This is a genomic window from Brevibacterium ihuae (assembly GCF_900184225.1).
GTDB classification, from domain to species: Bacteria; Actinomycetota; Actinomycetes; order Actinomycetales; family Brevibacteriaceae; genus Brevibacterium; species Brevibacterium ihuae.
Genome location: NZ_FXWZ01000003.1, coordinates 684663 through 705469, shown reverse-complemented (window position 1 = coordinate 705469; position 20807 = coordinate 684663). Strand labels below are relative to the sequence as shown.

Annotated in this window: 22 protein-coding genes; 7 read left to right on the top strand and 15 right to left on the bottom strand. The window is 70.7% G+C overall.

The window, feature by feature from the left end; all coding sequences use genetic code 11:
• Window positions 1-40: 40 nt before the first annotated feature.
• From C1A17_RS08560 to C1A17_RS08530, 7 genes are all read right to left on the bottom strand, one after another.
• Window positions 41-805, bottom strand: a complete 765-nt coding sequence (locus tag C1A17_RS08560) for a DUF3152 domain-containing protein (RefSeq protein WP_101653601.1) — start codon at window positions 803-805, stop codon at window positions 41-43.
• Window positions 806-861: 56 nt separating this feature from the next.
• The gene (locus C1A17_RS08555) at window positions 862-1356 is read right to left on the bottom strand and encodes an SRPBCC family protein (RefSeq protein ID WP_101652609.1); all 495 of its coding nucleotides are present in this window, start codon (window positions 1354-1356) and stop codon (window positions 862-864) included.
• Between the two features lie 115 nt (window positions 1357-1471).
• The gene (locus C1A17_RS08550; protein ID WP_101652608.1) at window positions 1472-1888 is read right to left on the bottom strand and encodes a DUF6157 family protein; all 417 of its coding nucleotides are present in this window, start codon (window positions 1886-1888) and stop codon (window positions 1472-1474) included.
• A gap of 95 nt (window positions 1889-1983) precedes the next feature.
• Window positions 1984-2802: a DedA family protein gene (locus C1A17_RS08545; protein WP_245873602.1), complete on the bottom strand. Its 819-nt coding sequence runs from the start codon at window positions 2800-2802 to the stop codon at window positions 1984-1986.
• A gap of 132 nt (window positions 2803-2934) precedes the next feature.
• Complete coding sequence (locus C1A17_RS08540; protein WP_146000614.1) at window positions 2935-3207, bottom strand: hypothetical protein; 273 nt, start codon at window positions 3205-3207, stop codon at window positions 2935-2937.
• Window positions 3200-4471, bottom strand: coding sequence for an FAD-dependent monooxygenase (locus C1A17_RS08535; RefSeq protein WP_146000613.1), 1272 nt, complete (start codon window positions 4469-4471; stop codon window positions 3200-3202). Before C1A17_RS08535 ends, C1A17_RS08540 begins: the two co-directional genes overlap by 8 nt.
• 14 nt (window positions 4472-4485) lie before the next feature.
• The gene (locus C1A17_RS08530; RefSeq protein WP_146000612.1) at window positions 4486-4764 is read right to left on the bottom strand and encodes a hypothetical protein; all 279 of its coding nucleotides are present in this window, start codon (window positions 4762-4764) and stop codon (window positions 4486-4488) included.
• 334 nt (window positions 4765-5098) lie between these two features.
• Here C1A17_RS08530 and C1A17_RS08525 point away from each other — a divergent pair, with 334 nt between their 5' ends.
• From C1A17_RS08525 to C1A17_RS08505, 5 genes are all read left to right on the top strand, one after another.
• Complete coding sequence (locus C1A17_RS08525; protein ID WP_245873601.1) at window positions 5099-5902, top strand: YwaF family protein; 804 nt, start codon at window positions 5099-5101, stop codon at window positions 5900-5902.
• A gap of 394 nt (window positions 5903-6296) precedes the next feature.
• Complete coding sequence (gene dnaK, locus C1A17_RS08520) at window positions 6297-8159, top strand: molecular chaperone DnaK (RefSeq protein WP_101652603.1); 1863 nt, start codon at window positions 6297-6299, stop codon at window positions 8157-8159.
• The gene (locus C1A17_RS08515) at window positions 8159-8887 is read left to right on the top strand and encodes a nucleotide exchange factor GrpE (RefSeq protein ID WP_101652602.1); all 729 of its coding nucleotides are present in this window, start codon (window positions 8159-8161) and stop codon (window positions 8885-8887) included. The genes dnaK and C1A17_RS08515 overlap by 1 nt, the downstream gene beginning before the upstream one ends.
• A gap of 202 nt (window positions 8888-9089) precedes the next feature.
• Window positions 9090-10115 (top strand): DnaJ C-terminal domain-containing protein, encoded by a 1026-nt coding sequence (locus tag C1A17_RS08510; RefSeq protein ID WP_101652601.1) that lies wholly within the window; start codon window positions 9090-9092, stop codon window positions 10113-10115.
• Window positions 10116-10180: 65 nt separating this feature from the next.
• Complete coding sequence (locus C1A17_RS08505; protein WP_101652600.1) at window positions 10181-10654, top strand: heat shock protein transcriptional repressor HspR; 474 nt, start codon at window positions 10181-10183, stop codon at window positions 10652-10654.
• Between the two features lie 21 nt (window positions 10655-10675).
• Here the strand turns inward: C1A17_RS08505 and C1A17_RS08500 are convergent, their stop codons facing one another.
• The 8 genes from C1A17_RS08500 to C1A17_RS08465 form a co-directional block, all read right to left on the bottom strand.
• Complete coding sequence (locus C1A17_RS08500; RefSeq protein ID WP_101652599.1) at window positions 10676-11458, bottom strand: maleylpyruvate isomerase N-terminal domain-containing protein; 783 nt, start codon at window positions 11456-11458, stop codon at window positions 10676-10678.
• A gap of 103 nt (window positions 11459-11561) precedes the next feature.
• Window positions 11562-12302: a DUF3618 domain-containing protein gene (locus C1A17_RS08495; protein WP_101652598.1), complete on the bottom strand. Its 741-nt coding sequence runs from the start codon at window positions 12300-12302 to the stop codon at window positions 11562-11564.
• The gene (locus C1A17_RS14755) at window positions 12299-12955 is read right to left on the bottom strand and encodes a phage holin family protein (protein WP_342750306.1); all 657 of its coding nucleotides are present in this window, start codon (window positions 12953-12955) and stop codon (window positions 12299-12301) included. Before C1A17_RS14755 ends, C1A17_RS08495 begins: the two co-directional genes overlap by 4 nt.
• Window positions 12952-13923 (bottom strand): ATP synthase subunit B family protein, encoded by a 972-nt coding sequence (locus C1A17_RS08485; protein WP_101652597.1) that lies wholly within the window; start codon window positions 13921-13923, stop codon window positions 12952-12954. The genes C1A17_RS14755 and C1A17_RS08485 overlap by 4 nt, the downstream gene beginning before the upstream one ends.
• Before the next feature lie 206 nt (window positions 13924-14129).
• Window positions 14130-15221 (bottom strand): LPXTG cell wall anchor domain-containing protein, encoded by a 1092-nt coding sequence (locus C1A17_RS08480; RefSeq protein WP_101652596.1) that lies wholly within the window; start codon window positions 15219-15221, stop codon window positions 14130-14132.
• A 213-nt stretch (window positions 15222-15434) separates the two neighbouring features.
• Complete coding sequence (locus C1A17_RS08475; RefSeq protein ID WP_146000611.1) at window positions 15435-16193, bottom strand: LPXTG cell wall anchor domain-containing protein; 759 nt, start codon at window positions 16191-16193, stop codon at window positions 15435-15437.
• Window positions 16194-16335: 142 nt separating this feature from the next.
• Complete coding sequence (locus C1A17_RS08470) at window positions 16336-16986, bottom strand: hypothetical protein (protein ID WP_101652594.1); 651 nt, start codon at window positions 16984-16986, stop codon at window positions 16336-16338.
• Window positions 16987-17220: 234 nt separating this feature from the next.
• The gene (locus C1A17_RS08465; protein WP_245873600.1) at window positions 17221-18393 is read right to left on the bottom strand and encodes a diacylglycerol/lipid kinase family protein; all 1173 of its coding nucleotides are present in this window, start codon (window positions 18391-18393) and stop codon (window positions 17221-17223) included.
• Between the two features lie 187 nt (window positions 18394-18580).
• On the opposite strand from C1A17_RS08465, the gene serS reads away from it, so the two are divergent.
• Window positions 18581-19867, top strand: a complete 1287-nt coding sequence (gene serS / locus C1A17_RS08460) for a serine--tRNA ligase (protein WP_101652593.1) — start codon at window positions 18581-18583, stop codon at window positions 19865-19867.
• A gap of 55 nt (window positions 19868-19922) precedes the next feature.
• Complete coding sequence (locus C1A17_RS08455) at window positions 19923-20726, top strand: HAD family hydrolase (RefSeq protein WP_101652592.1); 804 nt, start codon at window positions 19923-19925, stop codon at window positions 20724-20726.
• Window positions 20727-20807 lie beyond the last annotated feature (81 nt).

Here is a 20807-nt window from a genome sequence, read left to right as displayed (position 1 = left end):
GGCCTCCACCTTACACCGGAGGAGGCGAATGCGGCAGGTTTCATGCGATCGTCGGCCAGGCATTCGGCGCGCACCCGTCGAGCCCCTTGGACTGCTGCTGCATGAGGGGTGCCGGTTCGCCCGGGCCGGGGCAGCTCACGTGTCCGTGGCCGAGCGCGTGCCCCACCTCGTGGTTGACGAGGTACTGCCGGTACACCTCGAGATCGTCGAACTCGTCGGTGCCGAGCATCCAGCGCTTGGCGTTGAGGATGACGTTCGGTCCGTTCCGGCACGACAGCTCGCCGTTGGTGATGAGAGGGGCGCACATCCGATCGACCGTGTCCGGGCTCGCGATGCTGATGACCGAATCGGCCTCGTCGGGATCGACGACGAGTTCGAATGCCACGCCATCGAGCTCCTGCCAGCCGCGCTCGTCCTGCAGGGTGTCGATGACGAACTCGGCGGCGGCTTCGACGTCGATCGGCATGTCGTCCTCGACACGGACGGCGACCGCGAAGCTCCGGCCCTCGTCGCGGTTGGGTCCGATCGCCTCCTCGCTGCTCGCCCACGTTCCGCTGCCCGTCGTGGGCACTTCGGTCGGGGCGTCGCTCGCCGCGGACTGGGCCGGGGCAGGGATGGGCTCCGACGCGGAGGTCCGGGTCGGTGCGGGCTCCGCGGCACCGCCGTCGGCGGTCACGGTCGTTCCGGGTGAGGAGCAGGCTGCGAGAGCGAGCAGCGCGCAGCCGGCGAGCGTGCGGTGCACGCGCTGCCGCCACGGCGTCGAGCCGGAGGCGGTGAGGAGGCGAGGCGCAGGGCCGTGGGGCATGCTCGTCATCGTAATCGACCCTGCGCCGTCGGCAGTGCGCGGGTGCGCAGAGCGGGTCAGGACTGTGCGGCGAGCAGCGCGTCGATCTGATCGGCGGCCTGGCGCATCCCCTCGAGGGCGCCCATGTCGAGGACCTCCTGGAGGGATTCGGCCGAGGCGTAGCGTCCGATCATCGTCATCCGGGTGCAGCCGCTCCCGCACGGTTCGAGGTCGACGTTCGTCACCGTCACCGGGCCGGATTCGCTCACCTCTCCGGCGTCGTCGGCGAACCCGTCGCGGAACTCGAGACGGGTGGGCGGATCGACGGCGAGCACCTGCCACCATCCCGGATGCTCGGTGCCGTCGGGCCCGGTCATGTGGTATTTGACGATGCCACCGGGCTTGAGCTCGTGCTCGTCGACGGTCGCGGGGAAGCCGGGAGGTCCCCACCAGCGCTCAAGCCGGCGGGGGTCGGCCCACATCTCCCAGAGCGCCTCGAGCGGTGCTGCGAACTCGCCGACGACGGTGGTCGTGAGCTGCTCGAGATCGGATTCGGTCCGGATGATCGGCATGATCGCTCCTTCGGTCCGGGAGATCCCCGCTGTCGCATCGTCGCGGCCGGGGTGCGGGCGGCGGTGACCGGTGCCCGTTCTCAGGATACGGCGGACAGACCCCGGGATTCCAGGGTCATCTGCGGCTTGCGCGCATCGCCGGGCGCTTCGTCACCGCGTCGTCGGCGAGCAGCTCCGCGTAGCGAGCGGACTCCATGGGGACCAGGGCGACGCGTCCGCCCGCATCGGAGTGGATACCGAAGCCGTGGGTCTTGGTGAGCGGCGAGGTGCGCAGGCACGCCTGGTCCTTGGAGAAGTACTCCGCCCGCGCGGCCTTGCGGTCCTCCTCGGCGATCCCGCGGCGGTCGGCCCACACGGTGAAGATCACCTCGTCCGAGGTGTGGGTGTACGGATCGGCATCGATGAGCGCGAACTGGCCGGCGGCCACCGAGGGCGTGGCCGCATCGACGTCCGGGGCCCGGGACTGCGTGGCGCGGGTGTCGGGGGCGACGGTGATGAGGGTGTCGGCGGTGTTCGTCGAATGCGCGGCCATGGGTTCAGGATGACCGGCACCGGGTGCCCGGTCAAGGGTGGGCTCGGGAGGAGGATCCCCCTGGGCCCGGCGCCGGGACGGGCGCGACGAGCGGGTCAGGCCTCCGTGTCTTTCGCGGTCCGGTTCGCCCGCATCCCGGACCACACGGCGATGACGACGACGAGTCCGAGGCTGATCCACAGCGCGTAGCGGTCGATCGTCTGGATGACGTCGACGGCGGCCTGGCCGAGCGAGTAGCCGAGGAGCGCGACGCCGACGGTGACGATGAGGCAGGCGAGGAGGTCGGCGACGAGGAACAACCACAGCCGCATGCCGCTCCACCCGGCGACGAGCCACACGAGGGTGCCGGGGATCCCGGGCAGGCGGCTGATGACGGTGAGGAGGAAGAGGAGCCAGGTGGGCATCCGCCGGAATTTCTCGACCTGCCGGCGCTGGCGCTCGGTCGAGGTGAAGATGTTGAGGATGCCGTCGCCCCAGCGCCGGCCGGCGAGCCAGAACAGCCAGTCGAACTTCGCCATGCCGACGAATCCGGCGAGGATGACGAGCCAGAGCGGGAACTCACCGATCCGCGCAAAGGCGGCAGCTCCGACGATCGCGGTCTTCGCACCGGTGAGGAACTCGAGGAGGATCGGCTGGTTCGCGATGAGGAACGGCCGGAACGGCATCATGATGAGGTAGAAGGCGGGGACGGCGAAGATCGCGAACAGGAGCGTCTTGTCGACTCCGGTGGCCGTGCCCTTCCACGGCTTGATGTCGTCCCAGGACTGGGGCGGCGTGCGCTCCTCCGTCGGTTCCCCGTCCGCCGGGGTGGTCCTGTCGGCAGCCGAGGCGCCGTCTGCAGGGGGAGCGCTGTCCGCGGCGGAACCGGGGGCGCCCGGCCGGTCGGGGTGCGGGGGTGACGTTTCGGGGGCCACGGTCTGTCCTTGGCGTCGGGGCGAGCGTTACGGAGCGAGCGGTGCCCGCCGGGTGCCGCGGGCGCTCGTGCCATGGTAGCCGGGAATGCCGTGCGCACGAGGTGCCGGCGGACGACCCCGCGGACTGACGGGCTACCCTGCGGCCGAGAGGCGCAGCCCCTGGGCCTGCATCGCAGCAGTGAGCGCCCGGGCATCGGCCCGGCCCTCCGTCATCGGTACGGCGGCGGCGACGAATCCATCAGGGCGGATGAGGTGGAGGCGATCGGGGAGCAGCCGGCCGCGCGGATCCGCCGGGAACGTCAACGGCCCTGCCACCCAGTCCGGCACCGCGGGTCGCTCCGCTGCTCCGCCGTAGACGTGGAGCTGCCACGAGAGCCGCCGCAGCGCAGCGGCGTTGTCATCCACAGGTGGCAGCCGGAGGCCGACAGCACCCGAACCGGCCCGGCCCGCGATCGGGTACCGGATGCGGTACTGGCCCAGATACCCGGCGAGACGCGCCCCGAGTGCGGAGCCGGCCAGTCGGGAGGCGAGCGGGAACACCGTTCCGGCGGCGATCCGCCTCGCCCCTGCTGTCAGGCGGTTCGGCCGGGCGACCAGCCCGAAAGGCGCGGTCGGTGACGGACACGAGGGTGAGAGCCACCGGGCGGCGCTCGGCCTCGTACCGGTCGAGCGCCGACGGATCGGCCCGTCCATGGACGACGTCGGCGAGGAACAGCCCGAGGTCGTGGGCGTCCTGCAGGCCGGTGTTCATCCCCTGGCCGCCCACCGGGGAGTGGACGTGCGCGGCGTGGCCCGCGAGGAAGGCCCTCCCGCCCCGGAACGCGGAGGCCACCCGATGGTGGATCCGGTACGTGGAGAACCACCGGAGAGCGGCGAGCTCGATGCCGAATTCCGTCCGCAGCCGGGCCGTGACGGCGGATGCGTCGGCCATGTCGGGGGTGCGGAGGCCGACCAGTCGGAAGTCGCCGTCATCCGACATCGGGAACGCGAGTGCGAGGAGTCGGCGCCCCATGCGGATGGAGACGATCCCGGGCACCAGTCCCGCGGAGACGCGCGCATCGGCGACCCAGAAGTCGCCCTCGTCCGTGACGCCGTCGAAGGTGGCCCCGATCGCGGCGCGGACCGGGGAATGGGAGCCGTCGGCGCCGATGCACCATTTCGCCTCGACGACGAGGAGCCCGGACGGATCGCTGACGAGCGCCCGCACCTCGGCATCGGCAGCCCGGGCGCCGGTGAGGAGCGCAATGAGCGAGTGGCGATAGCGCACGGGCCGGTCGTCCTCCGCGAGCGCCTCGGCGAGCAGGGCTTCGTTGCGACTCTGCTCGAACACGCGCAGTCCGGGGAATCGCGTGTCCGCCTCCTGCATCCTCTCGATGGGCAGGGTCCGAGCTGCGGTCGAAGTGCCCATCTGGACGCGTTCGGCGAGGTGGGATGTGCTCAGGATCCGGTCGGCGAGGCCGAGCTGGTCGTAGATCTCCATCGATCTCGCCTGCACGGCCACGGCCCGGGATTCCCGAGTGGGGCCGGGCTTCGCGTCGATGACGAGGGCCTCGACCCCGGCGCGCGCGAGCACGAGGCCGGCCATGAGACCGGTGGGACCGGCCCCCACGACGAGCACATCGGTGCGGATCACCGGAACGTCGGTGAGCGGGACCGGTGGGGTGTCCATCGGGAGGTCCCGGTTCACCGGCGTCGGCTGCCGATGACGAGGAGGGTGATCCCTCCGCCGATCGCGCACACGCTCAGCACGGCGACGACGAGCGCGGTGATCTGGAAGCCTGCTGCGAAACCGTCGAAGGCCTCGGTGTTCCCGCCCCCGCCCAGGAGGAAGAGGCCGAACGGCAGGATGAAGATCAGCACGGACGCGCCGATGCCGAGCACCCCGAGGACGAGGAGCGTGACGCCGAGACCGATGAAGGGCCCCCGCCGAGGTGCCTGCGCGGGCCCGGCGGCATGCGGCACGGGCCCTGCGGGGTGCCGCGCCGGCCCCGCGAGGTGCGGCGCGGGCGCGCGCGGCGGGACGGAGTGCGGACCCTGTCCCCGGTCGCCGGGCGGCGGCGGAGGGGGGAGCGGTGCTCGGTCGGTCATGCGCGGTCCCGTCGTCGGTCGAGATCTGTCCTCCCTCGGACTCTCGTGCACGGTGGCGGAGAGTGCAAGCACCGGACACCCGGGGCGGTCGGCGCGGTGCGGGCCTAGAATCGGGGAACAGCGACAGATCGCTCACGCGGCGTGCTCACCACCCCGCGTGAGCGGACGGGCAGGGGGTGTCGGCGGAATGGACGGGTCGAGTGCGCGGATGACGCTGTTCGGGTCCGAGCACGCCACGGCGCTCGCGTGCATCGCCGTGGGCGCGATCCTGCTCGTGCTCATCGCCCGCCGGGTCCGCGGCACCCGTGCCGAATGCCGGGTCACCTGCGCCGCCGGATGGGTGCTCCTCGTCGTCGCGGTCGGCTGGCTGCTGTGGGGGATGATTCCCGCGCACTGGACCATCGAGCAGTCGCTGCCGTTCCACTACTCCGACGTCCTCCGCATCGTCACCGCCGTCGCCCTCATCACCCGGGCCGGGTGGGCGATCGCGATCACCTACTACTGGGGCCTCACGCTCAATCTCCAGTCGGTGCTCACCCCGGATCTCAACTACGAGCAGTACCCCGTGCTCGAGTTCACCGTGTACTGGTTCCTCCACGCGCTCGTCCTGTGGGCGCCGATCGTCCTCGTCTGGGGTCTCGGCTATCGCCCGACCTGGCGCGGCTTCGGGGTCGCCTACGGTGCGGCGCTCGGCTGGGCCGTCGTCGCGATGACGGTGAACGCGGCCACCGGGGCGAACTACGGGTACCTCTCCCGGCCGCCGGCGGGGTTCTCCGTGCTCGACCTGCTGGGCGGATGGCCGTGGTACATCGGCGTCGAGATCGCCGTCGTCGCGGTCGTCTGGATGCTCATGACCTGGCCCTGGTCGGAGCCGGAGCGCCTCATGCACGCGCCGGTGGTCGACCGCTGGCGGCTGGTACGCCGCTGGGACGGCACTCCGCCGCTCTCGGCCCGCACGCTGCCCGCACGGGAGCGGTCGACGGCCAGGCGAACGCTCAGACGGGACGGTTGACCGCGAGGTCGACCTCGAGGACCTCTCCGCGCTGGGGCAGATGGATGAGGGGCCCGACCGAAGGGACGCCGGCCCAGGCGAGCGGGCCTACCGCCCCCGCACTCGGGCTGCCGATGGACGGGGCGAGACTTCTGCGCGGACCCCGGAATAAACCCTTCCGTCCTAGAGTTGAGTCAGGTGTACGCAACTTTCGCCGGACGGATTTGACACCCGGACGGCATCGTTCAAAGCTTGAGTCGATGGCACTCAATGTGTTCGGGCGAGTGGCTCCGCGACCGTCTCCCGGGGCGGGCCCCGCAGCAGGCGGGGTCCGATTCGGACGCGGCCGTCGCGGAGCCGCCCGCCCGGGCACATCGAACCGCCGACTCGTCCATCCACGAAAAGGAGTTACCCCATGGCACGTGCAGTAGGCATCGACCTCGGCACCACCAACTCGGTCGTCGCCGTCCTCGAGGGCGGAGAGCCCAAGGTCATCGCGAACGCCGAGGGCGGGCGCACCACGCCGTCCGTCGTCGCGGTCAACAAGAACGGCGACTCGCTCGTCGGCGAGATCGCCAAGCGTCAGGCCGTCACCAACGTCAAGAACACCGTCGCCTCCGTCAAGCGCCACATGGGCACCGACTGGAGCACCGAGATCGGCGGCAAGACCCTCACCGCGCCGGAGATCTCCGCCCGCATCCTCCAGAAGCTCAAGCACGACGCCGAGGAGTACCTGCAGGAGGACGTCACCGACGCCGTCATCACCGTCCCGGCCTACTACAACGACGCGCAGCGTCAGGCCACCAAGGATGCCGGACAGATCGCCGGGCTCAACGTCCTGCGCATCATCAACGAGCCCACCGCCGCCGCTCTGGCCTACGGCCTCGAGCGCGGCAAGGAGGATGAGCTCATCCTCGTCTTCGACCTCGGCGGCGGCACCTTCGACGTCTCGCTCCTCGAGGTCGGCAAGGACGACGACGACTTCTCCACCATCCAGGTGCGCGCCACCTCGGGCGACAACAAGCTCGGCGGCGACGACTGGGACCAGCGGATCGTCGACTGGCTCGTGTCCGAGGTCAAGAACGGCTACGGCGTGGACCTGTCCAAGGACACCACTGCGATGCAGCGCCTCAAGGAGGCCGCGGAGCAGGCGAAGAAGGAGCTGTCGAGCGCGACGAGCACGAACATCTCGCTGCAGTACCTCTCGATGAGCGAGAACGGCCCGATCCACCTCGACGAGACCCTCACCCGCGCGAAGTTCGAGGACCTCACCAAGGACCTCCTCGAGCGGACGAAGAAGCCCTTCGAGGCCGTCATCGCCGACGCCGGCATCAAGCTCGCCGACATCGACCACGTGGTGCTCGTGGGCGGCTCGACCCGCATGCCCGCGGTGTCCGAGGTCGTCAAGGAGCTCACCGGCGGCAAGGAGCCCAACAAGGGCGTCAACCCGGACGAGGTCGTCGCGATCGGCGCCGCCGTCCAGGCCGGCGTCCTCAAGGGTGAGCGCAAGGACGTGCTGCTCATCGACGTCACCCCGCTGTCCCTCGGCCTCGAGACCAAGGGCGGTGTGATGACCAAGCTCATCGAGCGCAACACCCCGATCCCGACCAAGAAGTCGGAGACCTTCACCACCGCTGAGGACAACCAGCCCAGCGTGTCGATCCAGGTCTTCCAGGGCGAGCGCCAGTTCACCCGCGACAACAAGGCGCTCGGGACCTTCGAGCTCACCGGCATCGCACCCGCCCCGCGCGGCATGCCCCAGATCGAGGTGTCCTTCGACATCGACGCCAACGGCATCGTGCACGTGTCCGCGAAGGACAAGGGCACCGGCCAGGAGCAGTCGATGACGATCTCCGGCGGATCCGCGATCCCGCAGGAGGACATCGATCGCATGGTGCGCGAGGCCGAGGAGCACGCCGACGAGGACAAGAAGCGCCGTGAGGCCGCCGACAACCGGAACCTCGCGGAGAACCTCGCCTACTCGACCGAGAAGCTCATCGCGGACAACGACGACAAGCTGCCCGAGGACGTCAAGACCGAGGTCAGCGCGGACGTCGAGGCCGTCAAGGAAGCGCTCAAGGGCGATGACGACGACGCCGTGAAGTCCGCCGTGGAGAAGCTCTCGCAGAGCCAGACCAAGATCGGCGAGGCGCTCTACGCGCAGAACGCGCAGGACGCCGGTGCCGCCGGCGAGGGCGACGCCGCGGCCGGGTCCTCGGACTCCGATGACGAGGTCGTCGACGCCGAGGTCGTGGACGAGGACGAGGAGAAGAAGTAATGACTGCCGAGAATCCCGAGAACGGCGCAGCCGAGCAGGGCTTCTCGTTCAGCGACAAGCGCCGCATCGACCCGGAGACCGGCGAGGTCCGGAACCCCTCCGGCGGTCCCGCTCCCGAGTCCGAGGCACCCGCCGAGCCCGACGTGGCCACCGGCGGGGCCCCCGCCCCGGAGACCGACCCGCAGGCCGTTGCGCAGGCGGGCACCGGTGCCGCGGCGGAGCCCGGAGTCGACGTCCCCGACGACATCTCCGGGATCGACGACACCGAGGCCCCGGTGGAGGGAGCGGTCGAGGACGAGCAGTCCGCCGATGCGCGCCTCGCAGCCGAGCGGCTCGAGGACCTGCAGCGGATCAACGCCGAGTACGCCGCCTTTAGGATGCGTGCCAAGCGCGAGCAGGACCGCGCCCGGGAGACCGGCGTGCAGGCCGTCGTCGAAGCGCTGTTCCCGGTGCTCGACGAGCTCAAGCTGGCTCAGGAGAACGGTGACGTGTCCGGTCCGTTCGAGACGCATGCGACGAAGCTCGTCGCGTCGCTCGAGAAGATCGGCGTCGTCCAGTTCGGCGAGCCGGGCGAGGAGTTCGACCCGAACATCCACGAGGCGCTCATGCAGCAGCCCTCCGACGAGGTCGACACCGCCACGGTGTTCCTCGTCATGCAGCCGGGCTACCGGATCGGCGATCGCGTGATCCGGGCCGCCCGGGTGGGCGTCCAGGCACCTGCCGAATGATCCGCTCCCGAGGTGCCCGCCGACCGCAGCCCCCGCCCCGAGCGGAGCGGGGCGCGCGGACCAGCGGCGCACCTCGGGCACGGGCCCGGCGGCAGGAGGCTCCGCCGCCTGCCGCTCGGCACGTGAGGAAGAGAACGACACCCATGCCAGACCACCATGACCGGATCGACGCGAGCGTGAGCTCACAGGAAGGAGGTGCCAGGTGAACACGGGACCTCAGAACGAATGGTTCGACAAGGACTACTACGCGACCCTCGGCGTCTCCAAGGACGCCACGGACGCGGAGATCAAGAAGGCCTACCGCAAGCTGGCCCGCAAGTACCACCCGGACACCAACCCGGGCGACGCCGCGGCCGAGGCGCGGTTCAAGGAGATCAGCCAGGCCAACCAGGTGCTCTCCGACAAGGAGACCCGCGAGCAGTACGACCAGGTCCGCGCGATGGGCCGCGGCGCCCGCTTCTCCGCGGGCTCCGGCGGCGGGGGTCAGGCCGGCGGGTTCGAGGACATCTTCTCCGGTCTGTTCAACACCGGCGGCAATGGCCGCCAGTACCCCCGGTACACCACGCGGGACGGCGGCCAATCGCCCTACGGCGACGTGCCCCCGGACCTCGGCGACCTGTTCGGCGGATTCGGCGGTCAGTCGCCCTACGGCGGCGGGTTCTCGACCGGCCCCCAGAAGGGCGGGGACATCAAGGCGACGACCCGGCTGTCCTTCACCGAGGCCGCCAAGGGCGCCACGGTCAAGCTCCGGATGCCGTCGGGCAAGCCGCTGAGCGTCCGCACTCCCGTAGGGGTCAAGGACGGCCAGAAGATCCGCGTCAAGGGCAAGGGCAAGCCGAGCCCGAACGGCGGAGAGCACGGCGACGTCGTCCTCACCGTCAACGTAGACGCCCACCCGGTCTTCAGCCGCGACGGCGACAACCTCCGGATGGAGCTGCCGGTGACCTTCGACGAGGCGGCGCTCGGCGCCGAGGTCGAGGTCCCCACGCTCTCGGGCATGCCGGTGCGGATGAAGGTCCCGGCCGGCACCCCGTCGGGCCGGGTGCTGCGGATCCGCGGCAAGGGCATCGAGGGCAAGTCGCGCACCGGCGACCTGCTCGTCACCATCGAGGTCGCCGTGCCCCGGACGCTCAGCGCCGAGGCGAAGGAGGCCGTCGAGGCATTCAAGAAGGCGACCGCGGACGAGGACCCGCGCGCAGGCCTGTACTCGCAGGCGAAGTCGAGCTGAACCGATCCGCGAGGCAGAAGAGCCCCGGCGGACGATGACCCGATGAACGGAGGAGGTGGCGCACCATGGCGATCGGACGCACCGCAGCGGTCTACGTGATCTCGGTGGCCGCCGAGCTCGCCGGGATGCACCCGCAGACTCTGCGGCAGTACGACCGGCTGGGGCTCGTCGTGCCCGAGCGCGCCTCGGGCCGGGGTCGGCGCTACTCCGCGGCGGACATCGACCGCCTCCAGCTCATCCAGCGCCTGTCCCAGGACGAGGGGATCAACCTCGCCGGGATCAAGCGGATCCTCGAGCTGCAGCGCGAGGTCGAATCGCTCGGCGCGCACGCTCGGTCACTCGCCGAACGCCTCGACGCCGCACTCGCCGGCGGGGGCGGCAGGGTGTTCGCCGCCGGTGCCGCCGGGGATGTCGTGTCGATCGTGCACGGCACCCGCCCGGACCTCCGGATCGCGGGGGCGCTCGCCCCGGGCCGGTCCGCGCGGACCGATGCGCCGCGCGCAGGCGAGCTCATGCTCTATCGCCGCCGGCGGGCCTGAATCGGACCTGCACGCCCGGGCTCAGAGCCACGGGGGCGGTGCAGGCAGGTCCTCGGGGGTGGAATCGCCGCGGCCGCCCTTGTCGGAGTCGTCGGACACCGAGGCGGGCCATCCGCGACCGGTGAGATAGGACAGCACCTCGGCCGCTTCGCCCGTGACCTCGACCGGGGCCTCCGGGGCGGAGCCCTCCGCACCGTGGCGGATCACCCGGTCCGGGCCATCCGGCCGGTCGGTGAGGTGGATCCGGTAGTGGACGGGCTCGTCCCATCCGGCCCAGACCGCATCGACGTCGTCGAGCAGCCGGTCGACGACCTCGGCCGGGAAGTCCCGCGCCGTCATCCCGATACCGAGGTCGAGGCTGTGCATCCACACCTCGCGGGCGCGCAGCCACGGGATGTCCGCGGCCCGGATCGGGTCGCCGCGCCCGGACACGACCTCGGCGGCCCAGGCCTCGTCGGGCATGCCGTCGAACTCCTCGGTGAGGTCGTCGGCGACCTCGTGGGCGAGCGTGATCGCATCCGCGCCCGAGGTGTGGGCGACGCCCTCGGCGATCTGCTCGTCGCGCCAGGCGCGGGACGGGTACATCGGGTTCTCCTCGCCGGTCCGCGCCCATTCGAGGAGGCGGAGGAACCCCTCGGCGTTGTACGTGACGTGGAGGGCGACGTGCTTGCGGGTCCAGTCCGGCACGACGGACGGCTGGTCGAGGCCGTTGACCGACAGCTGGTCGAGCGCCTGGAGGTAGAAGGTCTCCCCGAGGAGGCGGAAGCCGAGGTCGCGTTCGAGGGCGTTCGTGTCGATGTCCATGTCTCTCACTCTAGTTCTCCGGGCCGTGCGCGGAGGGCCCGCGCGGTGAATGACGGAGCGCCCGCCCCAGACGTACCGGGGCGGGCGCTGCGTGCTCAGGCGATCACTGCTCGCGGGTCTGCTTGACCGACTCTCCCGAGGACTGCGCCTCGGACTTGAGGTGGTCGGCCTCGGACTGTGCGTCCGACTTCACCGTCTCGGTGCCCGACTGCGCCTGCGCCTTGACGCTCTCGGCCGCCTGCTTCGCGGGCTCCTGCATGTTCTGCCCCATGTCCTTGGCGACCTGCTGGGCCTCCTGCATGAGCGGCTGCGCGGCGTCCTTGGCCTGCACGGCGAGCTGCTGCTCCTGGCGCGAGGCCGGGATGAGCGAGCCGATGAGCCAGCCGGCGCCGAGCGCGATGACTCCGGCGGCGAGCGGGTTGCCGCGGGTGCCCTGCTTGATGCGGCCGGGCACCTGGGCAGCGGCGTCGCGGGCCTGGTAGGCCGCGTCGCGCGCACCGTCGGCGGCGCCGTGGGCGCTGTCGGCGAGCTGCTGACGCTGATAGCTCAGCTGGGTGCCGGCGTCGTCGGCCGAACCCATGATCGAGTCCTTCCAGCGACCGAGGGTGTCGGTGAGCTTGTTCTTCTGGCGCGCCACGGCCTTGCCGGGGGACACCTTCTCCGCCATCGCGTCGACGTCGTAGCCGAGGTTGCGACGGGTCTGCTCGATCTCCGCGCGGATCTGCTCCGGGGTCTTGTTCGCGTTGTCGGTCGGGTAGTCGGCGGTGCCGAAGCCGGCGTTGCCCTGGTGCGCGACGGGACGGTTGGGGTCGGCCTGGTAGCCGTGATCATTGGGGTACGTCATGGCGTTTCCTTTGCGGGATTCATGGTGGGCGGGATGTCCTTGGCGGTGTCCACGGTCTTCGGGATGCCCTTGACCTGCTGGAGCTTGCTCTTGCCGAGGAGGCCGAGCACGGTGGCGATGATCGCCCAGATGACGCCGACGACGAGCGCCGACCAGCCGAGTCCGATGAGGTGGCCGAGCGCCATCCACAGCGCGTTGGACAGGAACAGGAGAAAGAACAGCGCGGCGATCGCGGCTCCGGCGAGCATGCCGGCTCCGACGCCGGCGCGCTTGGCCGACTGCGTGGCCTCCGCCTTCGCGAGGGCGATCTCCTGCTGGATGAGCTGCGTGGTGTTGCGGCTCAGCGAGGAGAACATCTCGCCGATCGACTGGTTCTCCGCCCGCACCTCGGCCTGGGCCTCGGCGTAGGCGGCGCGGTCGTACCCGCGGTCCCAGCCGTGGCCGGCGGCGTTGGCGGGGTACTGCTCACCGGGCTGCGGCGGCTCCTGCGCCACATAGGTGTTCTGCGGATTGGGTCCGGGCGGGGCGACGCCGGGCTGGCCGGGGTACCCCGGCTGGCCGGTCTGCGGGGCGTACTGCCCCGGATATCCGCCGCCCGGGTGCTGACCGGGGTGCTGCCCCGGCTGCGCTCCCTGGTTGGGGTCGTAGCTCATCGGTTGTACTCCCCGGTGCCCGGGTACTGCTGGCCGGCCTCGTAGCCCTGGCCCGCGCCGTACTCACCGGCGGCGTAGCCTCCGGCGGACCGGTCGTACCCGGTGCCGTAGGCCTGCTGCTGGCCGTACTGCTGCTGTCCGTAGTGGGTGTCGCTGTACTGGCCGGCCGAGTACTGGCCTCCGGTGGGGTATCCCTGACCCTGGTAGGCCTGGGCCGAGTGCTCCTGGCCCGCGTAGCCGGTGGTCGGGTAGCCGCCCTGGACCGGGTAGCCGTAGTCGGCGGTGCCGGTGCCGGAGTAGCCCTGCGAATCGGAGTCGTCGCCCGAGTCGGTGAGACCGCGGGTGACGCGGCCCGCGACGAGTCCGACGCCGGCGGCGATCGCGAGGAAGGTGAACGGGCGGCGCGCGGCGAACCGGCGCACGTCCTGGATGAGATCCTGCGGGTTCGAGTTCTCGAGGCGGTCGGCGATCGCGGAAACGCGCTCGTCGGCCATGCTCAGGAGATCGCGGGTGACGGCGCCCTTGGGCTCCTCGCCGCGGCGGATGCCGGCGAGATCGTCGGACACCTCGCGCACGGACTTCGCCGCGCGGCCCTGCTGATGCGAGGCCTGGTCGCCGGCGTCGCGCTGGAACTGCTGCCACAGGTTCGATGCCTGGTGCTTCGCCTCGTCGGCGACCTTGCCGGCCTCCTGCTTGGCGGTCGAGCTCACCTGCTGGGCCGAGGCGCTGGCCTCGCCCTGGAGGCGGCGTCCCTCGTCCTTCGCGACATCGGAGGTGCTCGCGCTGTCGGTCGAGGTGTCGCTCACGACTCCGTGACGGCCGTACGATGCGGGCTGGTCCCCGCTGAGAGCGGCGCCCTGGGATGCGGAATGCACGGGCTGCTGCGGCACGTCGGTGCCCGGGTACGGGGCGTTGGCGTCGGGGGTGACTGCGCCGCCCGAATCCGCGGAGCTGTAGTTCTCGGTCATCGATCAGACCTTCCTTGGGGAATCGGTGAGGTGGATCCAGTGCAAGGACCCTTGCTGTTTCAGCCAATCAGGTCCGGCTGAGAAGATCAAGGTGCCAGCTTGTGAACTTCCTGGCAAGCGCATCCGGGCGGGGGATGCGGAAGGGCCCGGGAACCGTGAGGTTCGCGGGCCCTTCCGGGTGCGCGTGGTGCTCAGCGCGGGTCGGCTCAGATGTCGGCCGGGCCGGTCTTCGCGCCGCGGCGGCGGGTGAGCAGCACGGTGGCGGCACCGAGGACCAGGAGTCCGGCGCCGGCGGCGAGGCCGGTGAGCTCGGTACCGGTGCGCGGCAGCTCGTTGCCGCCGGCGTTGTCGTCGGAGCCGTTGTCATCGTTCGAGTCGTCGTCACCGGGGTTGGCGTCATCGTCGCCATAGCCCACGGTGAACGCGTCGGTCCAGGTGTTCTCGCCGCAGGTTGCGGTCACGGTGTACTCGCCGATGTAGGCCTCGGCCTGGTCGGCGTCGAGGCCCTTGACGCCGTGGACGGCGATGCCGTTCTCGTCGGCGGCGACGGTCTCGGTGTAGGGGCGGACGTCGTCGCGGCCGGCGCGGACCTCGAAGGTCACGTCCTGGCCGGGCTCGCAGCCGCGGACGGCGAAGGCGACGCCCTCGTCGACGAACTTCTCCGGGGTGACCCGATCGGACTCGAGGTTGAGTCCTTCCTTGAGCTCGGCACCGTTCCAGGTCCAGTCGTCATCGGCGTCGTCGTCATCGGTCGCGGTGGGCGACGGCGACGGCGAGGCGGTCTCCTCGTCGGTCGGAGTCGCCGTCGGCTGATCGTCATCGTCCTCGTCATCGGCGATGGTGAAGGAGCCTTCGAGGGTCTGTGCCTCGCCCGCGGCATTGGTGACGTCCACGGTGAAATCGACGACCTGACCGGGGGTGAGGTCGGATGCCGGGCCGGTGTAGTACACGGAGAACGCGGCGTTGCTATCGGCGTCGGCGGTAACGACCTCGTCGGTGAGAGTGTTGGTGACGGAGCTGCCGGGCTCGAGGCCGGTGAGCGAGATGGTGGCACCGCCATTCTCGTCGGCGGCCACCTCGGCCTCGACGACCTCGGAATCGACGACCATGACGGCCTCGGCTGCAACCTCGTCGGTCGACGTCGGCGACGCGGTCTCGGGTGCATCCGTGGTCTCCGACGGGGTCGGAGCCGGCTCGGTCGTGGTCTCCGACGGGGTCGTGGCTGCGGACGCCGCGGTGGCGCCGAACCCGGTGAGCGCGATGGCGACGGCCGGGGCGAGGACGAGGCTCTTCTTCATGGTGTGCCTTTCACAGGTATTGGTGAACGATTGGTCTCAACCTAGCCGTCCGATCCGAGGGCGTGAACTTGTGGTCATTGTGATCACAACCTGAGAGCTCGAATTCTGGTGCGCCCCTCTCCACCGGCCGGCGCGGGGCCTCCGCAGCGTGGGCTCATGAACGCACTGCGGCCCCCGACCGGGTGGTCGGGGGCCGCAGCGTGAGCGGGTGGATCAGACGTCGGTCGGGGATGCTCCGGTGCCGCGCCGGCGGGTGACCAGCAGGGTCGCCCCACCGATGACGAGCAGGGCAGCGCCGACTCCGAGACCGCTGAGCTCGCCGCCGGTGCGCGGCAGGGTGCGTCCGTCGTCGTGGCCGGAGTCGTCGGATCCGCCGTGGCCGGGATCGCCGACGACGAACTCGCCGGTGAGGTCCTCGCCGCCCTCGCAGGCCACGCGCACCTCGTAGGTGCCGGCGTAGACGTGCGGCGCGTCGGCATTGATGCCGCGGACGCCGAACGTCACCGTGCCGTCCTCGCCGACCGTCTGGGTGTCGGTGTGACCGGTGACTCCCGAGGAGCCCGCCGGGGTCACGGTGAGCACCGCGTCGGTTCCCGGGGTGCAGCCGGAAGCGGTGATCGACACCGCCTCCTCCTTGACGAAGTCGGCCGGGCTGATCCGCTCCGGGGTGATCGCGAGCGCCCGAGCCGGCGCCTCGTCGGAGTCGTCTCCGCGGTCATCGCGATCGTCACGGTCGTCGCCCGGACGCGAGTCGTCCTCGCCGGGGCGCGAATCGTCGTCGTCATCGTCGTCGCTCGGCGGAGCGGGGTCGCCGACGGTGAACTGACCGCGCAGGGCATCGCCGCCCGCACATTCGACGACCACGTTGTACGTGCCCTCGTAGCCGTCCGGGTTCGACGAGTCCTCACCGCGCACGCCGAACCTCACGGTGCCGTCGTCGCCGACGGTCCGCGTCTCGGTGTGGCCCGTCACGTCGTCGAATCCGTCCGGGGTGACCCGGACCGTCGCATCGGCGCCGGGTTCGCATCCGGTCACGGCGATGGTGACGGCCTGATCCTTGACGAAGTCCTCCGGGCTGATGCGCTCCGGCGCGATCGAGATCGAGCGGCGATCGTCATCGTCGTGTTTCGGTGGGGGTGGGCGAGGGCGAATCGGTCGGCGTGGCAGCCGCATCAGGAAGCACGGTGATCGTGTGGGTGATGGACGGGTCGCCGTCGTCGGCGAGCCAGGTGCCGCGGACCGTGATCGTGCCGCCCTCGGCGCGGAACTTGTCGGCGAGGTGTTTGAGGTCGGTGATGGTGAAGCTCGCGGACTGTCCCATGTCGACGTACCGGTAGCCGGGCGAGTTACCGAAGGTGTTCTCGAACGAGATCCGCATGTTCGAGGTCGTCGATTCGTTCGTCACGGAGATCGGGAACCCGGCTGCGACCTCGTCGGCGGTGATGGTGGCCGGTCCGTTGATCGCCCCGGTGGAGAGCGCGTCGGCCTCACGGGGCTCCTCGGCCGGGGCGGCCTTCTCCTTGCTGCTCGACTCCGAGGCGTCCTCGGCCGGCGCCTTCGCGGGCGACTCCGATTCGGGCGCTTCCTCCTTCTCCTCCTCCTTCGAGCTGCTCTCCTCGGGTGCCGGCGCCTCGGCCTCCGAGGCGTTCTCCTCGGTGGAGGCGGGCGCCTCGGAGGGTGCCGGGGTCTGGGCGAAGGCGAGGGGTGCGCCGAGCCCGGTGAGCGCTGCGGCGACGGCGGGGGCGATGACGAGTGACTTCCTCATGAGGACCTCTCGATGGGAAGGGGCGACTGCATTGTCCGACAACTATGGCGATCAGGTTCCCATTCAAGCCTTCAGCGCTCGGCCTGAGTCAATACGTGCACAACTGAACATGAACGCCAAGTGAATTGCCGGGCGTGACGGCGGAGACCGGCGTCGGGAGCGTCGCGTGCCGACCGGTGCGCCCTGAAGAATGCGCCCGTCTCGGTGCGTCCCGGGTCGGAGGTCGTGCCGGCCTCAGCGGATCGGGATCGGCCAGCCCTCCGCGCGGATGGTGCGGGTCTGCTCCCGGGTCGCGGTGCGCATCGTCAGCGCACGGTGCTCGATCTGCATCGCAAGGTACTTCGACGATCCCACCGCATCCCCGTCGAGCTGCACCTCGATCTCCTCCTCGGACTCGATGACGATCTCCCTGCAGCGGTGGATCTCGGTGTGGATGCCCTTGCGCTTGTGGCGTCCGATGATCGACGCCGCCACCCCGATCCATTCCGCGACGTTCCGGGGGGCGATGACGATGACGTCGAGGATGCCGTCGTCGAGCTCCGCCTCGGGCAGGAGCATGATGCCGCCCTGGAGCTTCCCGCAGTTGCCGGCGACGATCGAGCGGATCTTCTCGGTGAACGGCTCTCCGCCGTCGACCGTCACCCGGACCTTCGTCCGCGTGCCCGCGAGCTTGCGGCTGCCGGCCTCGAGGTAGGCGAGCCAGCCGACCTTCGACTTGAGCTCGGAATCGGTGTCGGCCATGACCGCGGCGTCGAAGCCCAGGCCGGCCATGACCATAAACGCGTGGTCCTTGCCGCCGGGCTCGATCTGCGCGTGCGCGACGTCGACGGCGGTATCCTCGCCCCACAGCGCGATCCGCAGCGCCCACTCGGGCCGGCCGAGCACGATGTCGAGGTTCCGGGCCAGCAGGTTGCCGGTGCCCATCGGCACGACGCCCATGGGGACGCCGGTCCCGGCGAGCACTTCGGCCACGGCGCGCACGGTGCCGTCGCCGCCGGCGGCGACGACGAGGTCGACCTGCTGCTCGAGCGCCTGTCGGGCCATCGTGCAGCCGGGGTCCTCGACCTCGGTCTCGAGCATGATCGGGGCGTCCCAGCCCTCCTGCCGGCACACGGCCCCGGCGGTTGCTTCGAGGCCGGCGGCATCGGGCTTCGAGGGATTGACGATGATCGCGACGCGCGGCTTGGGCGGGACGACGGTCTCCTGACCGGAATCCTCGTCCGCGCTCGTCATCGGCGTGAGGTCCTGGGCACCGCCGGCGAGGTCGACCCTGCGGTCGCGCCCCTTGCTGTCCCCGCCGCGGGAGGCCGAGGAGCGGCGGCCGACCGCGAGGCCGACCCCCAGACCGACGAGCAGCATGACGACGGCGATGATGATGCCGATGAGCAGATCGGTTCCGGTGTCCATATGGCCAATCTAGCCGCTGGGCCTGCGTGCCGGATGCAGGTCGGTCCGGATGCAGGGGGCCTTGATGTCACGGTCAGGCGGGCGGCCCGCTCCGCCGCCCGCTGACTTCATGGCCCGGCCACCGCCGCGCCACCGGCGCGCCCGGCGCGGGTCATCCCGTGTCCGCGCCGGAATGTAGGCTGGAATCGTGATCGACATCCAGCAGCTCAGAGACCATCCCGAGGCGTTCAAGGCCTCCCAGCGGGCCCGCGGCGGGGACGAATCCCTCGTCGACGAGATCCTCGCCGCAGACTCCGCCCGGCGCAGTGCCCTCACCGCGTTCGAGGAGGCCCGCGCCGAACAGAAGGCGTTCGGCAAGAAGGTCGCCCAGGAGAAGGACACGGAGGCGAAAGCCGCGCTCGTCGCGCAGGCGAAGACGCTCTCCGACTCCGTCAAGGCGCTCCAGGCCGAATCCGACGAGGCCGACTTCGCGTTCGAAGCGCTCGTCGCCAAGCTGCCCAATCTCATCATCGACGGCGTCCCGCCCGGGGGTGAGGAGGACTCCGTCGAGCTCCGGCGCGAGGGGACTCCCCGCGACTTCTCCGCGGAGGGCTTCGAGCCGCAGGACCATCTGGCGCTCGGCGAGAGCCTCCGGGCGATCGACACCCAGCGCGGGGCCAAGGTATCAGGCGCCCGCTTCCACTACCTCACCGGGTTCGGCGCGCGCCTCGAGCTCGCGCTGCTGACCATGGCGATGGACACCGCGGAGGCCGCCGGCTTCATCCCCGTCATCACCCCCACCCTCGTCAAGCCGGAGATCATGGCCGGGACCGGGTTCCTCGGGGAGCACGCCGACGAGGTCTACCGCCTCGAGGCCGACGACCTCTTCCTCGTCGGCACCTCCGAGGTCGCGCTCGCCGGGTACTACAAGGACGAGATCATCGACCTGACCGACGGCCCGATCCGGTTCGGCGGCTGGTCCTCGTGCTACCGCCGCGAGGCCGGCTCCTACGGCAGGGACACCCGCGGCATCATCCGCGTCCACCAGTTCCAGAAGGTGGAGATGTTCTCCTACGTCCCCGTCGAGCAGGCGGAGGACGAGCACCAGCGGATGCTCGCACTCCAGGAGGACATGCTCGCCCGGTGCGAACTGCCCTATCGGGTCATCGACATCGCCGCCGGCGACCTCGGCGACTCCGCGGCCCGCAAGTACGACTGCGAGGCCTGGGTGCCCACCCAGGACACCTACCGGGAGCTCACCTCGACGTCGAACTGCACGACCTTCCAGGCGCGTCGCCTCAAGATCCGCGAGCGCGGGGCCGACGGCACCCGGCCGGTCGCCACGCTCAACGGCACGATGGCCAACACCCGCTGGCTCGTCCCGCTGCTGGAGAACCACCAGCAGGCGGACGGCACCGTGCGGATCCCCGCCGCGCTCCAGCCGTACCTCGGCGGGATGACGGCCTACGGACCCGACGGTCCGGTCCGCGCCTGAGCCGCGCTCGTTCCCCACGGGCCGCACCCGTTCGCGCCCGAGAACCGGAGGAAGAATGAAACCCCACATCGTGGCACTCGACGTCGACGGCACCGTCGTCGACTACGACGACATGATGACCGATCGAGTGCGCGATACGATCACCAAGGTCGCCGCCGCCGGGCACCACATCGTGATCTCGACCGGACGCGCGGTGAGCGGCTCGCACGAGGTCGCCAACCGCCTCGGGCTCGTCGAGGGGTTCGTCGTGAGCTCCAACGGCTCGGTCATCACGCGGTTGAGCCAGGACCTCGACGAGGGGTGGGAGATCTTCCACGTCGAGAGCTTCGATCCCGAACCGGCGCTGCGCCGCATGGCGGAGGTCCTGCCGGCCGCGCTCTACATGGTGGAGGACACCGAGCTCGTCCGCTGGGCGTCCGGCGACTTCCCGGAGGGCGAGCTCGCCTCGATCACCAACCTGCGCACGGTGTCCTTCGAGGAGCTCACGCAGAAGACCGCGACCCGCATCGTCATGCGCGAGCTCGAGGGCACGGACGAGGAGTTCGCCGAGGCGGTGGAGAAGATCGGTCTCCACGGCGTGACCTACGCCGTGGGCTGGAGCAACTGGCTCGACATCGCGCCGGAGGGCGTGTCGAAGGCGAGCGGGCTCAAGATCGTCGCCGAACAGCTCGGCGTCGACCGGGAGCACACCGTGGGCGCCGGCGACGGCTCCAACGACATGGAGATGCTCGAGTGGGTCGGTCATGCGATCGCCATGGGGCAGGCGGGCAACGCGCTCAAGGAGGTCGCGGACGTCGTCACCGCGTCGATCGTCGACGACGGGCTCGCGCTGGCGCTCGAGGAGTACTTCGACGTCTGAGCGCCCGCGCCCGGGCTGTGCGTCCGGCGCTGTGTCGACCGTCTGCGGCACTGGCCGGTTCGGTCGCGTGCGATGCGCCCC

Bases quoted from the DNA above. Each gene is read 5' to 3' on its own strand.
- C1A17_RS08560 (WP_101653601.1), bottom strand. From the start codon at position 805: ATGCCCCACGGCCCTGCGCCTCGCCTCCTCACCGCCTCCGGCTCGACG.
- C1A17_RS08555 (WP_101652609.1), bottom strand. From the start codon at position 1,356: ATGCCGATCATCCGGACCGAATCCGATCTCGAGCAGCTCACGACCACC.
- C1A17_RS08550 (WP_101652608.1), bottom strand. From the start codon at position 1,888: ATGGCCGCGCATTCGACGAACACCGCCGACACCCTCATCACCGTCGCC.
- C1A17_RS08535 (WP_146000613.1), bottom strand. From the start codon at position 4,471: ATGGACACCCCACCGGTCCCGCTCACCGACGTTCCGGTGATCCGCACC.
- C1A17_RS08525 (WP_245873601.1), top strand. From the start codon at position 5,099: ATGACGCTGTTCGGGTCCGAGCACGCCACGGCGCTCGCGTGCATCGCC.
- dnaK (WP_101652603.1), top strand. From the start codon at position 6,297: ATGGCACGTGCAGTAGGCATCGACCTCGGCACCACCAACTCGGTCGTC.
- C1A17_RS08515 (WP_101652602.1), top strand. From the start codon at position 8,159: ATGACTGCCGAGAATCCCGAGAACGGCGCAGCCGAGCAGGGCTTCTCG.
- C1A17_RS08505 (WP_101652600.1), top strand. From the start codon at position 10,181: ATGGCGATCGGACGCACCGCAGCGGTCTACGTGATCTCGGTGGCCGCC.
- C1A17_RS08500 (WP_101652599.1), bottom strand. From the start codon at position 11,458: ATGGACATCGACACGAACGCCCTCGAACGCGACCTCGGCTTCCGCCTC.
- C1A17_RS08495 (WP_101652598.1), bottom strand. From the start codon at position 12,302: ATGACGTACCCCAATGATCACGGCTACCAGGCCGACCCCAACCGTCCC.
- C1A17_RS14755 (WP_342750306.1), bottom strand. From the start codon at position 12,955: ATGAGCTACGACCCCAACCAGGGAGCGCAGCCGGGGCAGCACCCCGGT.
- C1A17_RS08485 (WP_101652597.1), bottom strand. From the start codon at position 13,923: ATGACCGAGAACTACAGCTCCGCGGATTCGGGCGGCGCAGTCACCCCC.
- C1A17_RS08480 (WP_101652596.1), bottom strand. From the start codon at position 15,221: ATGAAGAAGAGCCTCGTCCTCGCCCCGGCCGTCGCCATCGCGCTCACC.
- C1A17_RS08470 (WP_101652594.1), bottom strand. From the start codon at position 16,986: ATGAGGAAGTCACTCGTCATCGCCCCCGCCGTCGCCGCAGCGCTCACC.
- C1A17_RS08465 (WP_245873600.1), bottom strand. From the start codon at position 18,393: ATGGACACCGGAACCGATCTGCTCATCGGCATCATCATCGCCGTCGTC.
- C1A17_RS08455 (WP_101652592.1), top strand. From the start codon at position 19,923: ATGAAACCCCACATCGTGGCACTCGACGTCGACGGCACCGTCGTCGAC.